General features: G+C 69.6%; 12 protein-coding genes and 2 rRNA genes (1 of these 14 cut by a window edge). 5 read left to right on the forward strand and 9 right to left on the reverse strand.

The annotated features are described in order from the left end of the window. Positions 1-13: 13 nt before the first annotated feature. From ACZ7M7_RS07860 to mtnA, 7 genes are all read right to left on the reverse strand, one after another. A complete protein-coding gene (locus ACZ7M7_RS07860; RefSeq protein WP_369271448.1) occupies positions 14-760 on the reverse strand; it encodes a response regulator in 747 nt (248 codons plus the stop codon). Positions 761-962: 202 nt separating this feature from the next. Then, on the reverse strand, positions 963-1,655 hold the full coding sequence (gene hpf, locus ACZ7M7_RS07865) for a ribosome hibernation-promoting factor, HPF/YfiA family (RefSeq protein WP_383616714.1): 693 nt from the start codon (positions 1,653-1,655) through the stop codon (positions 963-965). A gap of 315 nt (positions 1,656-1,970) precedes the next feature. Further along, complete coding sequence (locus ACZ7M7_RS07870; protein WP_472113816.1) at positions 1,971-2,972, reverse strand: ComF family protein; 1,002 nt, start codon at positions 2,970-2,972, stop codon at positions 1,971-1,973. A gap of 263 nt (positions 2,973-3,235) precedes the next feature. Then, positions 3,236-5,080 carry an LpqB family beta-propeller domain-containing protein gene (locus ACZ7M7_RS07875; RefSeq protein ID WP_472113819.1) on the reverse strand — a complete coding sequence of 615 codons (1,845 nt, stop codon included), beginning with the start codon at positions 5,078-5,080 and terminating at the stop codon, positions 3,236-3,238. Next, positions 5,070-7,145 carry an MtrAB system histidine kinase MtrB gene (gene mtrB / locus ACZ7M7_RS07880; protein ID WP_472113822.1) on the reverse strand — a complete coding sequence of 692 codons (2,076 nt, stop codon included), beginning with the start codon at positions 7,143-7,145 and terminating at the stop codon, positions 5,070-5,072. Before mtrB ends, ACZ7M7_RS07875 begins: the two co-directional genes overlap by 11 nt. Before the next feature lies 1 nt (position 7,146). Further along, complete coding sequence (mtrA, locus tag ACZ7M7_RS07885; protein WP_015659998.1) at positions 7,147-7,836, reverse strand: two-component system response regulator MtrA; 690 nt, start codon at positions 7,834-7,836, stop codon at positions 7,147-7,149. Positions 7,837-7,996: 160 nt separating this feature from the next. After that, positions 7,997-9,148: an S-methyl-5-thioribose-1-phosphate isomerase gene (gene mtnA / locus ACZ7M7_RS07890; RefSeq protein ID WP_383616698.1), complete on the reverse strand. Its 1,152-nt coding sequence runs from the start codon at positions 9,146-9,148 to the stop codon at positions 7,997-7,999. Between the two features lie 140 nt (positions 9,149-9,288). Between mtnA and ACZ7M7_RS07895 the strand changes: the two genes are divergently transcribed. The 5 genes from ACZ7M7_RS07895 to ACZ7M7_RS07915 are packed head-to-tail and all read left to right on the forward strand — an operon-like array spanning position 9,289 to position 14,860. Further along, positions 9,289-10,626, forward strand: a complete 1,338-nt coding sequence (locus ACZ7M7_RS07895) for a DUF7847 domain-containing protein (protein WP_472113825.1) — start codon at positions 9,289-9,291, stop codon at positions 10,624-10,626. A 4-nt stretch (positions 10,627-10,630) separates the two neighbouring features. Next, complete coding sequence (locus tag ACZ7M7_RS07900; RefSeq protein ID WP_472113828.1) at positions 10,631-11,356, forward strand: DUF4129 domain-containing protein; 726 nt, start codon at positions 10,631-10,633, stop codon at positions 11,354-11,356. Beyond that, positions 11,353-12,561, forward strand: coding sequence for a DUF4350 domain-containing protein (locus ACZ7M7_RS07905; protein ID WP_472113831.1), 1,209 nt, complete (start codon positions 11,353-11,355; stop codon positions 12,559-12,561). Before ACZ7M7_RS07900 ends, ACZ7M7_RS07905 begins: the two co-directional genes overlap by 4 nt. Next, positions 12,561-13,550, forward strand: a complete 990-nt coding sequence (locus tag ACZ7M7_RS07910) for an AAA family ATPase (protein ID WP_383616717.1) — start codon at positions 12,561-12,563, stop codon at positions 13,548-13,550. Before ACZ7M7_RS07905 ends, ACZ7M7_RS07910 begins: the two co-directional genes overlap by 1 nt. Next, complete coding sequence (locus ACZ7M7_RS07915; RefSeq protein WP_472113834.1) at positions 13,550-14,860, forward strand: DUF58 domain-containing protein; 1,311 nt, start codon at positions 13,550-13,552, stop codon at positions 14,858-14,860. Before ACZ7M7_RS07910 ends, ACZ7M7_RS07915 begins: the two co-directional genes overlap by 1 nt. Positions 14,861-14,983: 123 nt before the next feature. Here the strand turns inward: ACZ7M7_RS07915 and rrf are convergent. Both rrf and ACZ7M7_RS07925 read right to left on the reverse strand, forming a co-directional pair. Next, a 5S ribosomal RNA gene (gene rrf / locus ACZ7M7_RS07920) occupies positions 14,984-15,100 on the reverse strand. Positions 15,101-15,185: 85 nt separating this feature from the next. After that, positions 15,186-16,361, reverse strand: a 23S ribosomal RNA gene (locus ACZ7M7_RS07925); it runs 1,634 nt beyond the window's last position.

The following is a 16,361-nucleotide window of genomic DNA, read 5'->3' on the forward strand; positions in this document are numbered from 1 at the left end:
CGGTCATCGGGCCTCAGCGGATCTCGAGGATCTTTTCCCGCATCGCGTACACCACGGCCTCCATCCTGGAGTGCAGCTGCAGCTTCTCCAGGATGTTGCGCACGTGGTTCTTCACGGTGTTCTCGGAGATGAACAACTCCTTGGCGATGTCGCGGTTGTTCATCCCCGTGGCCACGAGCTTGAGGACCTCCAGCTCACGGTCCGTCAGCCGCGGCGCGGGCACGAGCCGGCGCTCGTCCGTGCGCTGGATCATCGACTTGAACTCGGTGAGCAGCTTCGACGCCATGGACGGGCTGATCTGCGACTGCCCGTCGGCCACGGCGCGAATGGCCGTGGCCACCTCGTCGGTGGAGATCTCCTTCAGGAGATAACCGGTCGCGCCCGCCTTGATCGCGTCGTAGAGGTCGGCCTCCTCGTCGCTGATCGTCAGCATGATGATCTTCGCGCTGGGGGCGACCTCCTTGATGGAGGTGCAGGCCTCGATCCCGCCCCGCTTGGGCATCCGCACGTCCATCAGGACAATGTCCGGCAGCAGGTCAGCGGCCTTGTCCACGGCTTCCGCGCCGTCGCCCGCCTCCCCGACGACCTGGATGTCCTCCTCGGCCGCGAGCACGATCTCCAGTCCACGGCGGAACAGGGCGTGGTCGTCGACGACGAGGACTCTGATCGGCTCCTTGCGTGGAGAGCCCGCGTCCGGGCCCATGCCGACGACATCGCTGTCGGCATCCTCATCCCGCATCGGTCCGAAGCTGTCCGCCATCGTTCCTCCCCCTGAAGGCTGTGGCTGGTCGTCTGCCATCGCCAACCCAAGGCAGCGGCCCAACGGTTGGGCCGGTGCGGCCATGATTCCATGCTTGGCCGACACTACGGTGACGAGCGGGGCGCGAAGAGGTCGCACACCGATGCCCCTGGGGGCGCACGCCGCGCTCCAGGGGCACCGGCTCAGCTGTCAGCCGGGTGGGTCAGCCGCCCAGCGTGCCGCCTGCCGCGGGGGCCTGCGCCTGGGTGACCATCGGGTCCGTGCTGAGGTGAATGACGCCGTAGTCGTAGGCGTGACGCCGGTAGACGACGCTTGGTTCCTTCGTCTCCGAGTCGACGAACAGGTAGAAGTCGTGCCCGACCAGCTCCATCTCGTAGAGGGCCTGGTCGAGGGTCATCGGGGAGGCGACGTGCGTCTTCTCGCGTACAACGAGGGGGCCTTCGCCCTTTACTTCCAGCGAGCCGATCTTCTTGGTGGGAATTCCGTCCGGCTCTTCTTCCTGGAACGTGCGGCCATTGCCGTTGAGCGTCGCCGCGCCCGGTACGTGGTCGGGGACCTCGGCCGCCGTGAGTCGGCGTGCGCCTCGGCGCGAGAAACGCTTGTCGTGCTGCTTGCGCAGCCGGGCATCCAGCTTTTCCGCCGCGAGGTCGAGCGCCGCGTACGGATCGCTGGCCGCTGCCTCCGCCCGGATCACCGGACCGCGGGAGCGGAGCGTGATCTCCACTCGGTCACAGCGGTCGGCCTGTCGCGGGTTGGGCTCCTTGGACACCTCGACGTCGAGGCTGATCACCTTGGCATCGAGCCTCTGGATCTTCTCCAGCTTCAGCTTCTCGGCCACGTGCTTGCGGAACCGCTCGGGCACCTCGGTCTTGCGGCCCTTGACGACGATGTCCACGCAGAACTCCGTTCCCGGATCGCCCCGCTCCATCGGCGGAGCATCTCCCTTTTGCACCAGGCTCCGGGGAACCCCGGAACCTCGGACTTGGTGACTTCCACCTCCTCCTCCCCCATGGGCAAGATCTCCACCCCATGGCCGCGGGTGATTGCGCAAAACCCACGGCACGGCATTCGGATATGACGGGGATGGCCTGCGCCTTTCCCTCACAACCGAACATATCTCGCCCGGACGGATGTCGTCACCCTCTACTGCGGCGTACCTCCGTTCAGGTGAATTGACTCTCTCGTTACCTGCAACGATGCAAGTTCTCAGTCAGTTCCGGTTTATTTCGAAGGAATCCGGCGACGCCGCGACCACAGCCGCGCAGATCAGGTCAGAGGTCAGTCCTGGGCCCATGATTCCCGGCCTCTCACGCAACTGCCGCACACTGCCCTCAGTCGATCCGGCTCTCCGTTCCCATGTGCTTTCCCGAGTTCCCGGCCGGTACACGGCTGTTGTCCGGCCAACGCGGGCGCCGGGCTCCGCTGTACGACGGCTGGGGCCCACCCTCCCCCGACCACCGGAGCCCACCCCCTCCGCCGCCGCCAACACCACCCGCACAGCCCTCGCCGCCTCCGCCAGCGACGCACCCGTCGTCATCAGGTCGTCGACGAGCACGACGGGACCACCCCCGGCAAGCAGCCGACCACACCCCGACGCCACCACCAGCGCGCCGGCGAGATTGTCCGCCCGCTGCCGCGAGTTGAGCCCCGACTGATCGGCCACCCCGCGCGCTTGCCGCAGCACAGCAAGTACGCGTGCCGGCGTCCCGGCCCGCCGCAGCTCACCCGCCGCCGCGAGCGCGATCCGCCGCGCCGGATCATGTCCTCGCGCCCGCACCGACCCACGCGCGGACGGAACTGGGACGAGCAGCACAGCCGCCTCGGCGCCCTCCAACCGCCGCACCCCGTCGCCGCGCACCTGCGAGCCCCGGAGCCGCACATCCCGCCCCGACGCCCCGCTGTCCCGAGACGCACAGGCCTCCCGAAGCCCAGCCCGCACAGCCCCCGCCAGCGCCGCCCCGAGCGGTGCCGTGAGCGCCAGCGCGCCGCGTTCCTTGTGGGCGAGCAGCGCTGCCCGCGTCTCGTCCGCGTACCGGGCCGCCGCGTGCACGACCGGCAGCCCGGGCGGCTCCGGCACCGGTCGCACCCGGCTCGGTACGGCCCCGTTCAGGACGGCACGGCACTCCGGGCAGAGCACCGTGCGAGGCCGTCCACAGCCTCCGCACTCGGCCGGGAGCACCAGGTCGGTCAAGTCCTGCCACCACCCCCGCATGGCCACCACTGTGCCAACGCCCGCCCCGGCCGACCACCCCTGTGGATAACTGCCTGTGGATAACCTGCGCCCGTTGCGGCCTGCCCCTCTGCCGCCCTGGAACCGAGTCGCGCTCCCACCCACGCACCACGGCACCACCTGCTCACCGCGGCGCCACCCACACACCAAAAAACGAAGCGGCCGCCCCCAGCCGGAGACTCACCCCGGCCGGAAGCGGCCACCACACTCCCCGTCCCGCATCCCACGACGGTCCGGGCAAAGCCTCACCCCGGATAGACCGGAGCCGCCCCGTCCGTCACGACCTTCTGCCACTGCGCCCCCGACGGCAGCCGCACGATCCCGTCCTCCGAGTAACCGACCAGCGGCAGCCGTGCGTCCTCGGACGCGGTGATCTCCTTCACGCCGCTGAGGGCCGCGGGCGCCGGCCCCTCCGGTGTGGAGCCGTCGACCTGCACGTAGCGCATGGTCTGCACACCGCCCTTCTCGCGCCCGACCACGACGAGCCGGCTGTCACCGGCCCACGACATGGCCGAGACTTCCTCCAACTCGGGCGTCGCGGAGCGCAGTTCGTGCACCGAGACGGTCGAGGACTCGTCCGCCTTGTCGTCCTGGCTCCGTTCGATCCGCCCGATGAGCAGCGACGACTTCTCGCCCTGCTTCACCACGAGCGCGATGCGCACACCGTCGGCGGCCACCTTGACCGATTCGATGCGCCCCTCGAGGCCCGGCGGCGTCTTCACCACCAGGGGCTTGCCGACGCCTTCCTCCAGCAGGAGCAGCCGGGGGTTGTCCGGATCGCGGTCGGCCACCCACAGGTCGCCCTGGGCGTCCCAGCTGGGCGCCGAGAGCCGCTCCTCCGCCGAGGGGCCCGCGCTGCTCAGCTCCGGCTCCCCGAGCGGACCACCCGACACCAGCGCGCCGACGTACAGGTTCTTGCCGTCGAGGCCGACCCCGGCCGCCATATCCTCGTCGCGCGACACCGCCACGGACTTCAGCTGCACATCGCCGTCGCCCAGGGCGCCCGGCACAGGGTCGGGCTCCGTGTCGCTGGTGGCGGCGGGCAGCCGTACGAGCCGGTGTTCGGCGTTGAGGAAGTACAGGTAGTCGGCGCGCTCCACCGACCCGCGCGCGGCGACGGCCTCCGCATCCTGCTCGGTGAGCGAGCACAGCTGCCTGCCGGCGGACCGCAGGTCGACCTCGTCCACGGTCGGGGTGAGGTTCTGCAGGGTGAACAGGAGCTGGGCCGCCATCTCCTTGCACTGGGTCAGCCCGACCCGGGCCGCCTTGTCGTTCAGCTGCACGGTCAGCCTGTTCTGATCGTCGGGCGTCAGCGCGGTGACGCCCTTCCTCAGTGCCGTGCCGGTGGGGAAGCTCGACCTGACCACCGGGTTGAGCCAGCTGGTGGGCCCTGTGAGCAGGGAGCGGACCATCTGCGTCATGGGGTCCACGTTCCTGCGGACGTAGACGGGATCGGCGACGGCCGCCGTGTGCGGTGAGGTCCCGAGGGTGGTGTTCGAGGCGAAGTAGTACTTGTCGACGGACATGTAGTTGCGCTGGAAGTCCGACTTGCCCATGACGACGCCGCGCGGCGGGATGTCGATGCGCCACTGCTTGGTCTTCTTGTCCCGGGTGAGGTGCATCGGCTCGCTGTAGTCCCCGTCGGCGGGCGCGTACGACTGCTGCGCGTCGACCAGGGCGACCTTGGTGCCGGTCAGCGTGTAGGAGAGGCTGTCGGTCTCCTCCCGGCCCCCCACGCGCTCGGCATCGGCGCCCGGTCCGTCGGCGAGCACCGTCGTGGACAGCTGGGGCTGCCACTTCTCCGACGCTTCCTCGGTCAGGTACTTGCGCGCGATCTCGTAGTCCGGATCGTCGCTGGTCAGTGCCTCCAGGAAGCCCGACACGATCTCCGAGGACGAGGCGTCCTCGTGCGGTGGCATGGCGAAGACCCGCACCTGCGTTTCCTGTCGCGGCGTGGACTCGACGCCCCGCAGATCGCCGCTGTCGGGCATCGAGGCGCACCCCGACAGCAGTACGGCGCCACAGGCGGCGTACGCCACCGCGCGCCCCGCCCCGCGCCGGGTGGCGCCCCTCTCGCGGTCAGCGGCCACGAGATGCCTCCCCATGCTTGCTCGACTCCCCGTCCTGTCCGGCTTCCTCGCTCGCCGGCTCTTGCGCACCGGGCGTCTCCTCCTGCCGCCGTGCGCCCGAAGCGGGCCGGGGCACCACGCGTGCGCCGTTGCCGGGCAGCGCCGTCGGGTCGGCTTTGGGGGCCGCCCCGCCCATCCGCGTGACGATGGGGTCCCTGGACGGCATCGGGGGCGCCTGGTCCCCGTTGGGCTGGACCGGCACCGTAGCCGCCTTCTCACCGTCGCCGCTGGGCAGTCCTGCGTCATCGAGGCCGCGATTACGCCGCGAGTCCTTGGGTTCCAGGGGTATCGGCGAGCCTCGCAGCGGCTCGTCCGCGGTCCGCGGCAGGGTCAGCCGGAACTGCGAACCTCCGCCGGGCTCGCCCCACGCCTGGAGCCAGCCGCCGTGCAGCCGCGCGTCCTCCAGCGCGATCGACAGCCCCAGCCCCGTACCGCCCGTCGTACGCGCGCGTGCCGGGTCGGCCCGCCAGAAGCGGCTGAAGACGCGGGTCGCCTCGCCGGGCTTGAGCCCGACGCCGTAGTCGCGCACCGCGACCGCGACCGCCCCGCCCGCCGAGGCGAGCTTGACGACGACGTCCCTGCCCTCGCCGTGTTCGACGGCGTTGACGACGAGGTTGCGCAGCACTCGTTCGACGCGGCGGGCGTCGGCCTCGGCGACGATGGGCTGCTGGTCGCCGACGATGCGTATCTGTGTGCCTTTGCGCTCGGCGAGCGGCTCGGCCCCGCTGACGACACGCCGCACGACCTCCCTGAGGTCGATCGGCTCGGCCTCCAGTGCCGCAGCGCCCGCGTCGAAACGGCTGATCTCCAGCAGGTCGGCGAGCAGCGACTCGAACCGGTCCAGCTGGTCGGCCAGCAGCTCCGCCGACCGCGCGGTCACCGGGTCGAAGTCCTCCCGAGCCTCGTGGATGACATCGGCGGCCATCCGTACGGTCGTCAGCGGCGTCCGCAGCTCATGGGAGACGTCGGACACGAACCGCCGCTGCATCCGCGAGAGGTCCTCCAGCTGCTGGATCTTCAGCTGAAGGTTTTGCGCCATCTTGTTGAAGGCCTCGCCGAGCCGCGCGATGTCGTCCTCGCCGGTGACCTTCATCCGCTCCTGCAGCCGCCCGGCGGACAGCCGTTCGGCGATACCGGCCGCCATCCGCACCGGCGTGACGACCTGGCGCACGACGAGCCAGGCGATGGCTCCGAGGAGTACGACGACGAAGAGCCCGGCGGTGGCCAGCGTCCCCTTGACCAGGCTCAGCGACTTCTCCTCCTGGGTGAGCGGGAAGAAGTAGTAGAGCTGGTACGGGTCGCTGTTGGGGTCGTTGACCTGCTTGCCGATGACCAGGGCCGGCTGGGGCTCCTTGTCGGCGGTGCGGTTGTAGACGATGCGGGTGTAGCTCTGGAACGCCCCCATGTTGCTGTCGATCCGCTCGCGCAGGTCCTCGGGCACGCTGGCCGTCGGGTCCACGCCGCCGGAGGCTCGCGGCCCGCGTCCACCGCTGTCCCCTGCCGCGGAGGCCGGAAGGGTCACCACGTCGAAGGCGCCCTGGCCGCCGCTGGAGAGCGAGGAGACGAGGTCGCTCATCCACTGGATGACGTTCTGCTCGGAACGCCCGTCGACCGTCGCGCCCTCGTCGGCGGCACCGGCCGCGGCTTCGTCGGCGCTCTTCTTGGCCGCGGCGAACCCGCCGGTGGCCTGGCTCTGGGAGGCCTTCACCTTGGCGTCCAGCAGGCCGTTGCGCACCTGCCCGATGACGACGAAGCCCAGCAGCAGGACGACGCCGAGCGACATCAGCAGGGTCGTGGCGACGACCTTGAGCTGGATGTTGCGCCGCCACAGCCGCATGACGGGCAGCAGCGGCCGACGCACCCAGCGCAGCAGGAGCCGGAGGACCGGACTGCCCTGTACTCCGCCTTGCAGCAGCCCGCCTTCGAGAAACCGTCCCCAGCGGGAGCCCGCCTTCTTCCGGCCGACAGGCCGCTCCGGGCGGGCCCCGGTCCGACCGGGGGCCGAAGCGGCACTGTCCCCGGACATGTCAGCTCGGCCCTGCCTTGTAGCCGACGCCACGTACGGTCACGACGATTTCCGGCCGCTCCGGGTCCTTCTCGACCTTGGAACGCAGCCGCTGCACATGCACATTGACCAGACGCGTGTCGGCGGCGTGCCGGTAGCCCCATACCTGCTCGAGGAGCACCTCACGCGTGAACACCTGCCACGGCTTGCGGGCCAGCGCGACCAGCAGGTCGAACTCCAGCGGCGTCAGCGCGATCGACTGCCCGTCCCGCTTCACGGAGTGCCCGGCCACGTCGATGACCAGGTCACCGATGGCGAGCTGCTCGGGCGCCGGCTCCTCGGACCTCCGCAGCCTCGCCCGGATCCGGGCGACGAGCTCCTTCGGCTTGAACGGCTTCACGATGTAGTCGTCGGCGCCGGACTCCAGGCCCACGACGACATCGACGGTGTCGCTCTTCGCCGTCAGCATCACGATCGGCACGCCCGACTCCGCCCTGATCAGACGGCACACCTCGATGCCGTCCCGCCCGGGCAGCATCAGGTCGAGCAGCACCAGGTCAGGTTTGGTCTCACGGAATGCGGCCAGCGCCTTGTCGCCGTCGGCTACGAAAGACGGCTCAAAACCTTCACCACGCAGCACGATGCCGAGCATCTCGGCCAGTGCGGTGTCGTCGTCGACGACAAGGACTCGTCCCTTCATAAACGACATCATCCCATTCTCATAACAGTGGCGAAGGCTCAGGTGAGATAGGTCACCGGCCAGTGACCTTAGTCGTACGCCGTCGCCACTGTCTGCCCTGGCTCAGATCACAGCGAGTGACAAATAAGGGGGTTCGCCCCGCTCTGCCCGACTGATGACGCCAACCTCTTCCTCACAAAGTCGGCGTCACCTGCCGTGACCTGGCGCACAGCTCGGCCAGTGCCTCGGCCGTCACGGGCGACGCGGCTCCCTCCTCGGTGACGATCGCCGTCACCAGCTCGGGCGGAGTCACATCGAACGCCGGGTTGTACGCCTGGGTCCCCAGAGGCGCCACGGGGATCCCGCCTCCCGGCTCCCCTCCCGCCACCGGCACCTGAGGCGCCGCGATCTCGGTCACCTCGAACCCAGGACGCTGCTCGACCTCGATGGACGCCCCGTCCGGTGTCTCCGGATCCACTGTCGTCAAGGGCGCCACCACGATGAACGGCACATGGTGGTAGCGCGCGAGCACGGCGAGCGGGTAGCTCCCCACCTTGTTCGCCACCGACCCGTCGGCCGCGATGCGATCGGCCCCGATCAGCACCGCGTCCACCTCACCGGCGGCAAACAGGGACCCCGCCGCGTTGTCCGTGAGCAGCGTGTACGCCATCCCGTTGCGCGCCGCCTCGTACGCCGTCAGGCGAGCGCCCTGCAGCAACGGCCGCGTCTCGTCCACCCACAGCCTCCGGAGCCGCCCGGCCCGGTGCGCCGCGAGCGCCACCGCGAACGCCGTGCCCTCCCCGCCCGACACCAGCGCCCCGGTGTTGCAGTGCGTGAGGATCCGGTGCCCACCGCCGGGCAGCAGCTCGTCCAGCAGTGCCAGCCCCCGCTCGGCCATGCGCGCGCTGGCCTCGGCGTCCTCCCTGTGCAACGCCCTCGCCGCACCCAGTGCCGCAGCAGCGGCCTGCTCGACGTCCCCGCTCCCGGCGAGCTCGTGCCGGTACGCCGCTTGAGCCCTGCGCACGCCGAGGGCAAGGTTCACGGCGGTGGGCCGGGCGCCCGCGAGCGACTCGGCGGCATCGTCCACGTCGAAGCCACGCACGGCAGCCAGCGCGACGCCGTACGCCCCGGCGATCCCGAGCAGCGGCGCCCCGCGCACCGCGAGCGAACGGATCGCCTCCACCAGCGCGGGCGCGTCCGTACAGACCAGCTCGACCTCCTCGGCCGGCAGCCTTGTCTGGTCGAGAAGGACCAGTACGGGACCTTCGGGTGGTTCGTCCCATCGAATCGCCGGGATCTCGTGCTGCTTGCTGTCCTCGCCGAATTGCGCGTGCTGATCAGCCATGCGGTCAGTCTGCCCCTTGTCCGGCGGACAATTGAAGGTGTGCAGCCCATACCGCGGCCGGTACCTCTGCAGCCACCCCATGGCACGATGGCTGCCAACCTGCCGCCGCGACCGCGGACGGGCACCGTGAAGGAGCGACGATGAAAGACACTCCGGGCTGGGCCTCGCCCGGATCCGCCCCGTCCGACGGCCAGGAACCCGGTGCGTCCGGCCCTGCCGAGCCCGCAGACCGTCCCGATCCCGCGCAGCAGCCGGCACCCGACCCACAGGGCCCCGGCTCGAAGTGGTCCAAGGAGCAGCCGCCGGCCGCCCAGTGGTCCGCCCCGACGGGACCCGAGGCCCCCGGCCAGACCCCGCCACCCCCACCGCCCGGCCAGGGCTGGGGCACTCCCCCTCCCGCCGGCACCGGCGGCTACGGCGGACCCGGCGGTGGCCCCCAGGGCTACGGCGCCCCGGGCGGATACGGCGCCTGGGGCAGCGGCTGGGGCGGCCCGCCGCCCGCTGCCAAGCCCGGCGTGATCCCGCTGCGCCCACTCGGTGTCGGCGAGATCCTCGACGGCGCGGTCTCCACCATGCGCACCTACTGGCGCACGGTCCTGGGCATCTCCCTGACCGTCGCGATCGTGACGGAAATCCTCGTCATCCTCCTCCAGGGCTTCGTCCTGAACGACCTCGCCGGCAGTGAGGCCCTCAACGACCCGGACGCCACCCTCAGCGAGGTCACCCGGGCCACGGGCGACGCGCTGCTCAGCTCCAGCGTGATCTTCCTGATCTCGGTGATCGGCGCGATCATCGCGACCGCCCTGCTGACGACGGTCACCAGCCGCGCGGTACTCGGCAAGTCCGTGACCACCGGCGAGGCTTGGCGCGACGCCCGTCCTCAGGTGCTGCCGCTGTTCGGCCTGCTCCTCCTGCTGCTGCTGATGACCTTCGGCCTGGTGCTCGTGGGTGCCCTGCCCGGCATCCTCGTGGTCGCCTCGGGCTCCGGCGCGGCGGGTGGGGCGCTCGCGGTCCTGGGCATCCTCGGCGCGGGCATCGTCGCGATGTGGCTGTGGTTCCGCTTCTCCCTCGCCTCGCCCGCGCTGATGCTGGAGAAGCAGGGCATCATGAAGGCGCTGAGCCGCTCCACGAAGCTCGTCCGCGGCTCCTGGTGGCGCGTCTTCGGCATCCAGCTGCTGGCCACACTCATCGCGAACATCGTCGCGGCGATCGTCGTCATCCCCTTCACCTTCCTCGCCGCCGCCTTCAGCGGCGACGGCGCCACCGCATTCCTCGACGGCGCCGGCGACTTCGGCTGGACGTTCCTCATCATCAGCGGCATCGGCTCGGTGATCGGCTCCATGATCACCTTCCCGATCACGGCCGGCGTCACCGTGCTGCTCTACATCGACCAGCGCATCCGCCGCGAGGCCCTCGACCTCGAACTGGCCCGAGCAGCCGGCGTCCAGGGCCACGGCACCGGCACTCCGGGGAGCTGAATCGGTGAGCCTGGCGGGGGGAGTTCTCACAACTGCGTCGGCACTGTCGCTGACGGCACGCTCGGACGACGAGCCACCACTGACGATCCCGCGCGACCCCGCGCGGGAGGCGGCCCGTCGCGAGCTGTCCAAGCAGATGTACCACGAGAACGAACCCAGCTGGTTCCAGCGGGCCCTGGACGCCTTCTGGGAATGGGTCGCGGACCTGTTCGACAGCGCCGCGACCGTGACGCCCGGGGGACCGCTCGGCCTGGTCGTCGTCATCCTGGTCGTCGTCGCGGCCCTCGGCGCCCTGTGGTGGCGCCTGGGCACCCCGCGCCGCCAACCCACCTCCTCCGCAGCCCTGTTCGACGACCGCCCCCGCAGCGCCGCCGAACACCGGGCAACCGCCGACGCACACGCAGCCCAGGGCCACTGGAACCAGGCCGTCCAGGAACGCATGCGCGCCATCGTCCGCTCCCTCGAGGAGCGCGCACTTCTCGACGTACGCCCCGGCCGCACCGCGGACGAGGCCGCCGCCGAAGCAGGCCGCTCACTGCCCGCCCACAAGGACCGGCTGCGCACCGCCGCACGGGACTTCGACGACGTGACGTACGGCGGCAGGACCGCGACCCAGCAGGCGTACCAGCGCATCGCGGAACTCGACCGCGACCTGGAGAGCAGCAAGCCCCAACTCGCCGCCAGCGCCCCCAGTACGGCCCCCAACGCCCGCCAGGGAGCCGCCGAATGACCACCGAGGCCACGCTCCCGTCCACCTCGGCCTCGCCCACCCCACGCCAGGTGTGGACCCGCGCGCGAGGCATCGCCCTCGCCGTCGTACTCCTGCTCGTGGCAGCCGTCGTGATCGCCACGATCCGCTCGGACTCCCGGCACGGCACCCTCGACCCACGCTCCGCCGACCCCAAAGGCAGCCGCGCCGTCGCCGAACTCCTCGCCGACCGCGGTGTGGACACGCGCGTGGTCACCACCCTGGACGACGCACGCGCCGCGGCCGCCCCGGACACCACCCTCCTGGTCGCCTCCCCCGACCTGCTGACGCACCGTCAACAGACCTGGCTGCGCTCGTCGACCGCCGGCTCCGGCGGCCGCACCGTACTCGTCGCCCCCGGCAGCTGGTCCGTCGAACGCCTGGCCCCCGGTGTCACCGCCGACCCCGCCACCAGCCTCGACTCGGAGCTCTCCCCCGACTGCTCCCTGCCCGCCGCCCAGCGCGCGGGCACCGCCGACCTGGGCGGCGTCCGCTACACCACCACCCACCTCAACGCCGACGAGTGCTACCCGAGCGAACGCCTCGCCACCCTCCTGCGGGTCCCGGACTCCACCGGGGACGGCACCGGCGACACGATCGTCCTCGGCGCGCCCGACATCCTCAACAACGACCGCCTCGACGAGCAGGGCAACGCCTCGCTCGCCCTCCAACTCCTCGGCTCCCGCCCCCATTTGGTCTGGTACCTCCCCTCACTCTCCGACACGTCGGCCGCCGAAACGGACGACGAACGCAGCTTCCTCGACCTGCTCCCCGCGGGCTGGCTCTGGGGCACACTGCAGCTCTTCATCGCCGCAGCCCTGGCGGCCCTCTGGCGGGCACGCCGGCTCGGCCCCCTCGTGCCCGAAAAACTCCCCGTGGCGATCCGCGCCTCCGAAACCGTCGAAGGCCGCGCCCGCCTCTACCGCAAGGCGAACGCCCGCGACCGCGCGGCCGCCGCTCTTCGCTCCACCACCCGCACGCGCCTCGCCCCCCTCGTAGGTGTCCCCGTCGCTCAGGCGCACACGCCCGAGGCCCTGCTCCCCGCCCTGTCCGCCCACCGCCACCACTACGGAGACGGGCAGACCCTGCACACCCTCCTCTTCGGCCCGCCACCCAGCGACGACGCAGCGCTCATCGCCCTCGCCGACCAACTCGACGCCCTCGAAAGAGAGGTACGCCGTCCATGATGGACCCGACCACTGACAACGCCGGGAACACCGGGGATGCGGGCACCGCCCGCGCCTCCCTGGAAGCCCTGCGCGCCGAGATCGCCAAAGCCGTGGTCGGCCAGGACCCCGCCGTGACCGGCCTCGTCGTCGCACTCCTGTGCCGCGGCCACGTCCTCCTCGAAGGCGTCCCCGGCGTCGCCAAGACCCTCCTCGTACGCACCCTCGCCTCCGCACTCGAACTCGACACCAAGCGCGTCCAGTTCACCCCCGACCTCATGCCGAGCGACGTGACCGGCTCCCTCGTCTATGACACCCGCTCCGCCGAGTTCTCCTTCCAGCCCGGCCCGGTCTTCACCAACCTGCTCCTCGCCGACGAGATCAACCGCACCCCGCCGAAGACCCAGTCGTCCCTGCTGGAGGCCATGGAGGAACGCCAGGTCACCGTCGACGGCACCCCCCGCCCGCTCCCCGACCCGTTCCTCGTCGCAGCCACACAGAACCCGGTGGAGTACGAGGGCACATACCCCCTCCCCGAAGCGCAGCTGGACCGTTTCCTCCTCAAGCTCACGATCCCGCTCCCCTCCCGCCAGGACGAGATCGACGTCCTCACCCGCCACGCCGAGGGTTTCAACCCTCGCGACCTGCGCGGCGCCGGCGTACGCCCCGTAGCGGGCCCCGCAGACCTGGAAGCTGCACGCGCGGCCGTGGCCAAGACGACGGTCTCCCCCGAGATCACGGCCTACGTGGTCGACATCTGCCGAGCCACCCGCGAATCCCCCTCCCTCACCCTCGGAGTCTCCCCACGCGGCGCCACGGCCCTCCTGGCCACCGCCCGCGCGTGGGCATGGCTCACAGGCCGCGACTACGTCATCCCCGACGATGTGAAGGCCCTGGCCCTCCCCACCCTCCGCCACCGCGTACAGCTCCGCCCTGAGGCCGAGATGGAAGGCGTCACAGCCGACTCGGTGATCAACGCGATCCTCACCCACGTCCCCGTCCCGCGCTGATGGCACTCACCGGACGAGCCGCGCTCCTCGCGGCCCTGGGCTCCCTCCCCGTAGGCATCTGGGACCCCAGCTGGACGGGTATCCTCGCGGTCAACGCCCCCCTGGTGGCGGCCTGCGCCTGCGACTTCGCGCTGGCCGCACCCGTACGCCGCCTGGGCCTGACCCGCTCCGGCGACACCTCCGTACGCCTGGGTGAAACGGCCGACGTCACCCTGACGATCACCAACCCGTCCAACCGCCCCCTCCGCGCCCACCTCCGCGACGCCTGGCCCCCCAGCAGCTGGCAGCCGGGCACAGAGGTAGCAGCCTCCCGCCACCGCGTGACGGTCCCCGCAGGCGAACGCCGCCGCATCACCACCCGCCTACGCCCCACCCGCCGCGGCGACCGCCGGACCGACCGCGTGACGATCCGCTCCTACGGCCCCCTACGCCTCTTCTCCCGCCAGGGCACCCACAACGTCCCCTGGACGGTACGAGTCCTCCCCCCGTTCACAAGCCGCAAGCACCTCCCCTCCAAACTGGCCCGCCTACGCGAACTCGACGGCCGCACCAGCGTGCTCACCCGCGGCGAAGGCACAGAATTCGACAGCCTTCGCGAATACGTCCCCGGCGACGACACCCGCTCCATCGACTGGCGTGCCACAGCCCGCCAATCCACGGTCGCCGTACGCACCTGGCGCCCCGAACGGGACCGCCACATCCTCCTCGTCCTGGACACCGGCCGAACCTCAGCAGGCCGCGTCGGCGACGCTCCCCGCCTGGACGCCTCCATGGACGCGGCACTGCTCCTGGCCGCCCTCGCCTCTCGCGCCGGCGACCGCGTGGACCTCCTCGCCTACGACCGCCGAGTACGAGCCCTCGTCCAGGGCCGCACAGCAGGAGACGTCCTCCCCTCCCTGGTCAACGCGATGGCCACACTGGAACCCGAGCTGATCGAAACGGACGCCCGAGGCCTGACGGCCACGGCTCTCCGTACGGCGCCCCGCCACTCCCTGATCGTGCTGCTCACGACCCTCGACGCGGCCCCCATCGAGGAGGCCCTGCTCCCGGTGCTGTCCCAACTCACCCAGCGCCACACAGTTCTGCTGGCATCAGTAGCGGACCCCCAAATCGCACACATGGCAACAGCACGCGGAAACACGGACGCCGTATACGAGGCCGCATCCGCCGCCCAGGCCCAAAGCGAACGCCACCGCACAGCAGAACAACTCCGCCGTCACGGCGTCACGGTCGTCGACGCGACGCCAGAAGAACTCGCGCCAGCACTGGCAGACGCATACCTGGCCCTCAAAACAGCGGGACGCCTCTAACCGGCGGGCCGACGGAGATTCGAAGGGGCTCTCCCCTCAGAGAGCCCCGAAACCACGCATAGCGCAAACCATCAGAAACGCAGAAAGGCCCACACCATAAGGTGTGGGCCTTTCTCACAATTTGTTCGGCGGCGTCCTACTCTCCCACAGGGTCCCCCCTGCAGTACCATCGGCGCTGTAAGGCTTAGCTTCCGGGTTCGGAATGTAACCGGGCGTTTCCCTCACGCTATAACCACCGAAACACTATGAAACTGTCAGCCGCACCGCATGTGGCCATACGGGGCTGTTCGTGGTTTCAGAACCAACACAGTGGACGCGAGCATCTGAGGACAAGCCCTCGGCCTATTAGTACCGGTCACCTCCACACGTTACCGTGCTTCCAGATCCGGCCTATCAACCCAGTCGTCTACTGGGAGCCTTACCCCATCAAGTGGGTGGGAATACTCATCTCGAAGCAGGCTTCCCGCTTAGATGCTTTCAGCGGTTATCCCTCCCGAACGTAGCCAACCAGCCATGCCCTTGGCAGAACAACTGGCACACCAGAGGTTCGTCCGTCCCGGTCCTCTCGTACTAGGGACAGCCCTTCTCAATATTCCTACGCGCGCAGCGGATAGGGACCGAACTGTCTCACGACGTTCTAAACCCAGCTCGCGTACCGCTTTAATGGGCGAACAGCCCAACCCTTGGGACCGACTCCAGCCCCAGGATGCGACGAGCCGACATCGAGGTGCCAAACCATCCCGTCGATATGGACTCTTGGGGAAGATCAGCCTGTTATCCCCGGGGTACCTTTTATCCGTTGAGCGACGGCGCTTCCACAAGCCACCGCCGGATCACTAGTCCCGACTTTCGTCCCTGCTCGACCCGTCGGTCTCACAGTCAAGCTCCCTTGTGCACTTACACTCAACACCTGATTGCCAACCAGGCTGAGGGAACCTTTGGGCGCCTCCGTTACTCTTTAGGAGGCAACCGCCCCAGTTAAACTACCCATCAGACACTGTCCCTGATCCGGATCACGGACCCAGGTTAGACATCCAGCACGACCAGAGTGGTATTTCAACGACGACTCCCCCTGAACTGGCGTCCAGAGTTCAAAGTCTCCCACCTATCCTACACAAGCCGAACCGAACACCAATATCAAACTGTAGTAAAGGTCCCGGGGTCTTTCCGTCCTGCTGCGCGAAACGAGCATCTTTACTCGTAGTGCAATTTCACCGGGCCTATGGTTGAGACAGTCGAGAAGTCGTTACGCCATTCGTGCAGGTCGGAACTTACCCGACAAGGAATTTCGCTACCTTAGGATGGTTATAGTTACCACCGCCGTTTACTGGCGCTTAAGTTCTCAGCTTCGCCACACCGAAATGTGACTAACCGGTCCCCTTAACGTTCCAGCACCGGGCAGGCGTCAGTCCGTATACATCGCCTTACGGCTTCGCACGGACCTGTGTTTTTAGTAAACAGTCGCTTCTCGCTGGTCTCTGCGGCCACCCCCAGCTCAGGA

It is taken from the genome of Streptomyces sp. NPDC111606 (assembly GCF_055656945.1).

Coding starts and splice junctions, on each gene's coding strand:
- ACZ7M7_RS07905 (WP_472113831.1), top strand. CDS start 11,353: ATGACCACCGAGGCCACGCTCCCGTCCACCTCGGCCTCGCCCACCCCA.
- ACZ7M7_RS07910 (WP_383616717.1), top strand. CDS start 12,561: ATGGACCCGACCACTGACAACGCCGGGAACACCGGGGATGCGGGCACC.
- mtnA (WP_383616698.1), bottom strand. CDS start 9,148: ATGGCTGATCAGCACGCGCAATTCGGCGAGGACAGCAAGCAGCACGAG.
- mtrB (WP_472113822.1), bottom strand. CDS start 7,145: ATGTCCGGGGACAGTGCCGCTTCGGCCCCCGGTCGGACCGGGGCCCGC.
- ACZ7M7_RS07915 (WP_472113834.1), top strand. CDS start 13,550: ATGGCACTCACCGGACGAGCCGCGCTCCTCGCGGCCCTGGGCTCCCTC.
- ACZ7M7_RS07860 (WP_369271448.1), bottom strand. CDS start 760: ATGGCGGACAGCTTCGGACCGATGCGGGATGAGGATGCCGACAGCGAT.
- ACZ7M7_RS07895 (WP_472113825.1), top strand. CDS start 9,289: ATGAAAGACACTCCGGGCTGGGCCTCGCCCGGATCCGCCCCGTCCGAC.
- ACZ7M7_RS07870 (WP_472113816.1), bottom strand. CDS start 2,972: ATGCGGGGGTGGTGGCAGGACTTGACCGACCTGGTGCTCCCGGCCGAG.
- mtrA (WP_015659998.1), bottom strand. CDS start 7,836: ATGATGTCGTTTATGAAGGGACGAGTCCTTGTCGTCGACGACGACACC.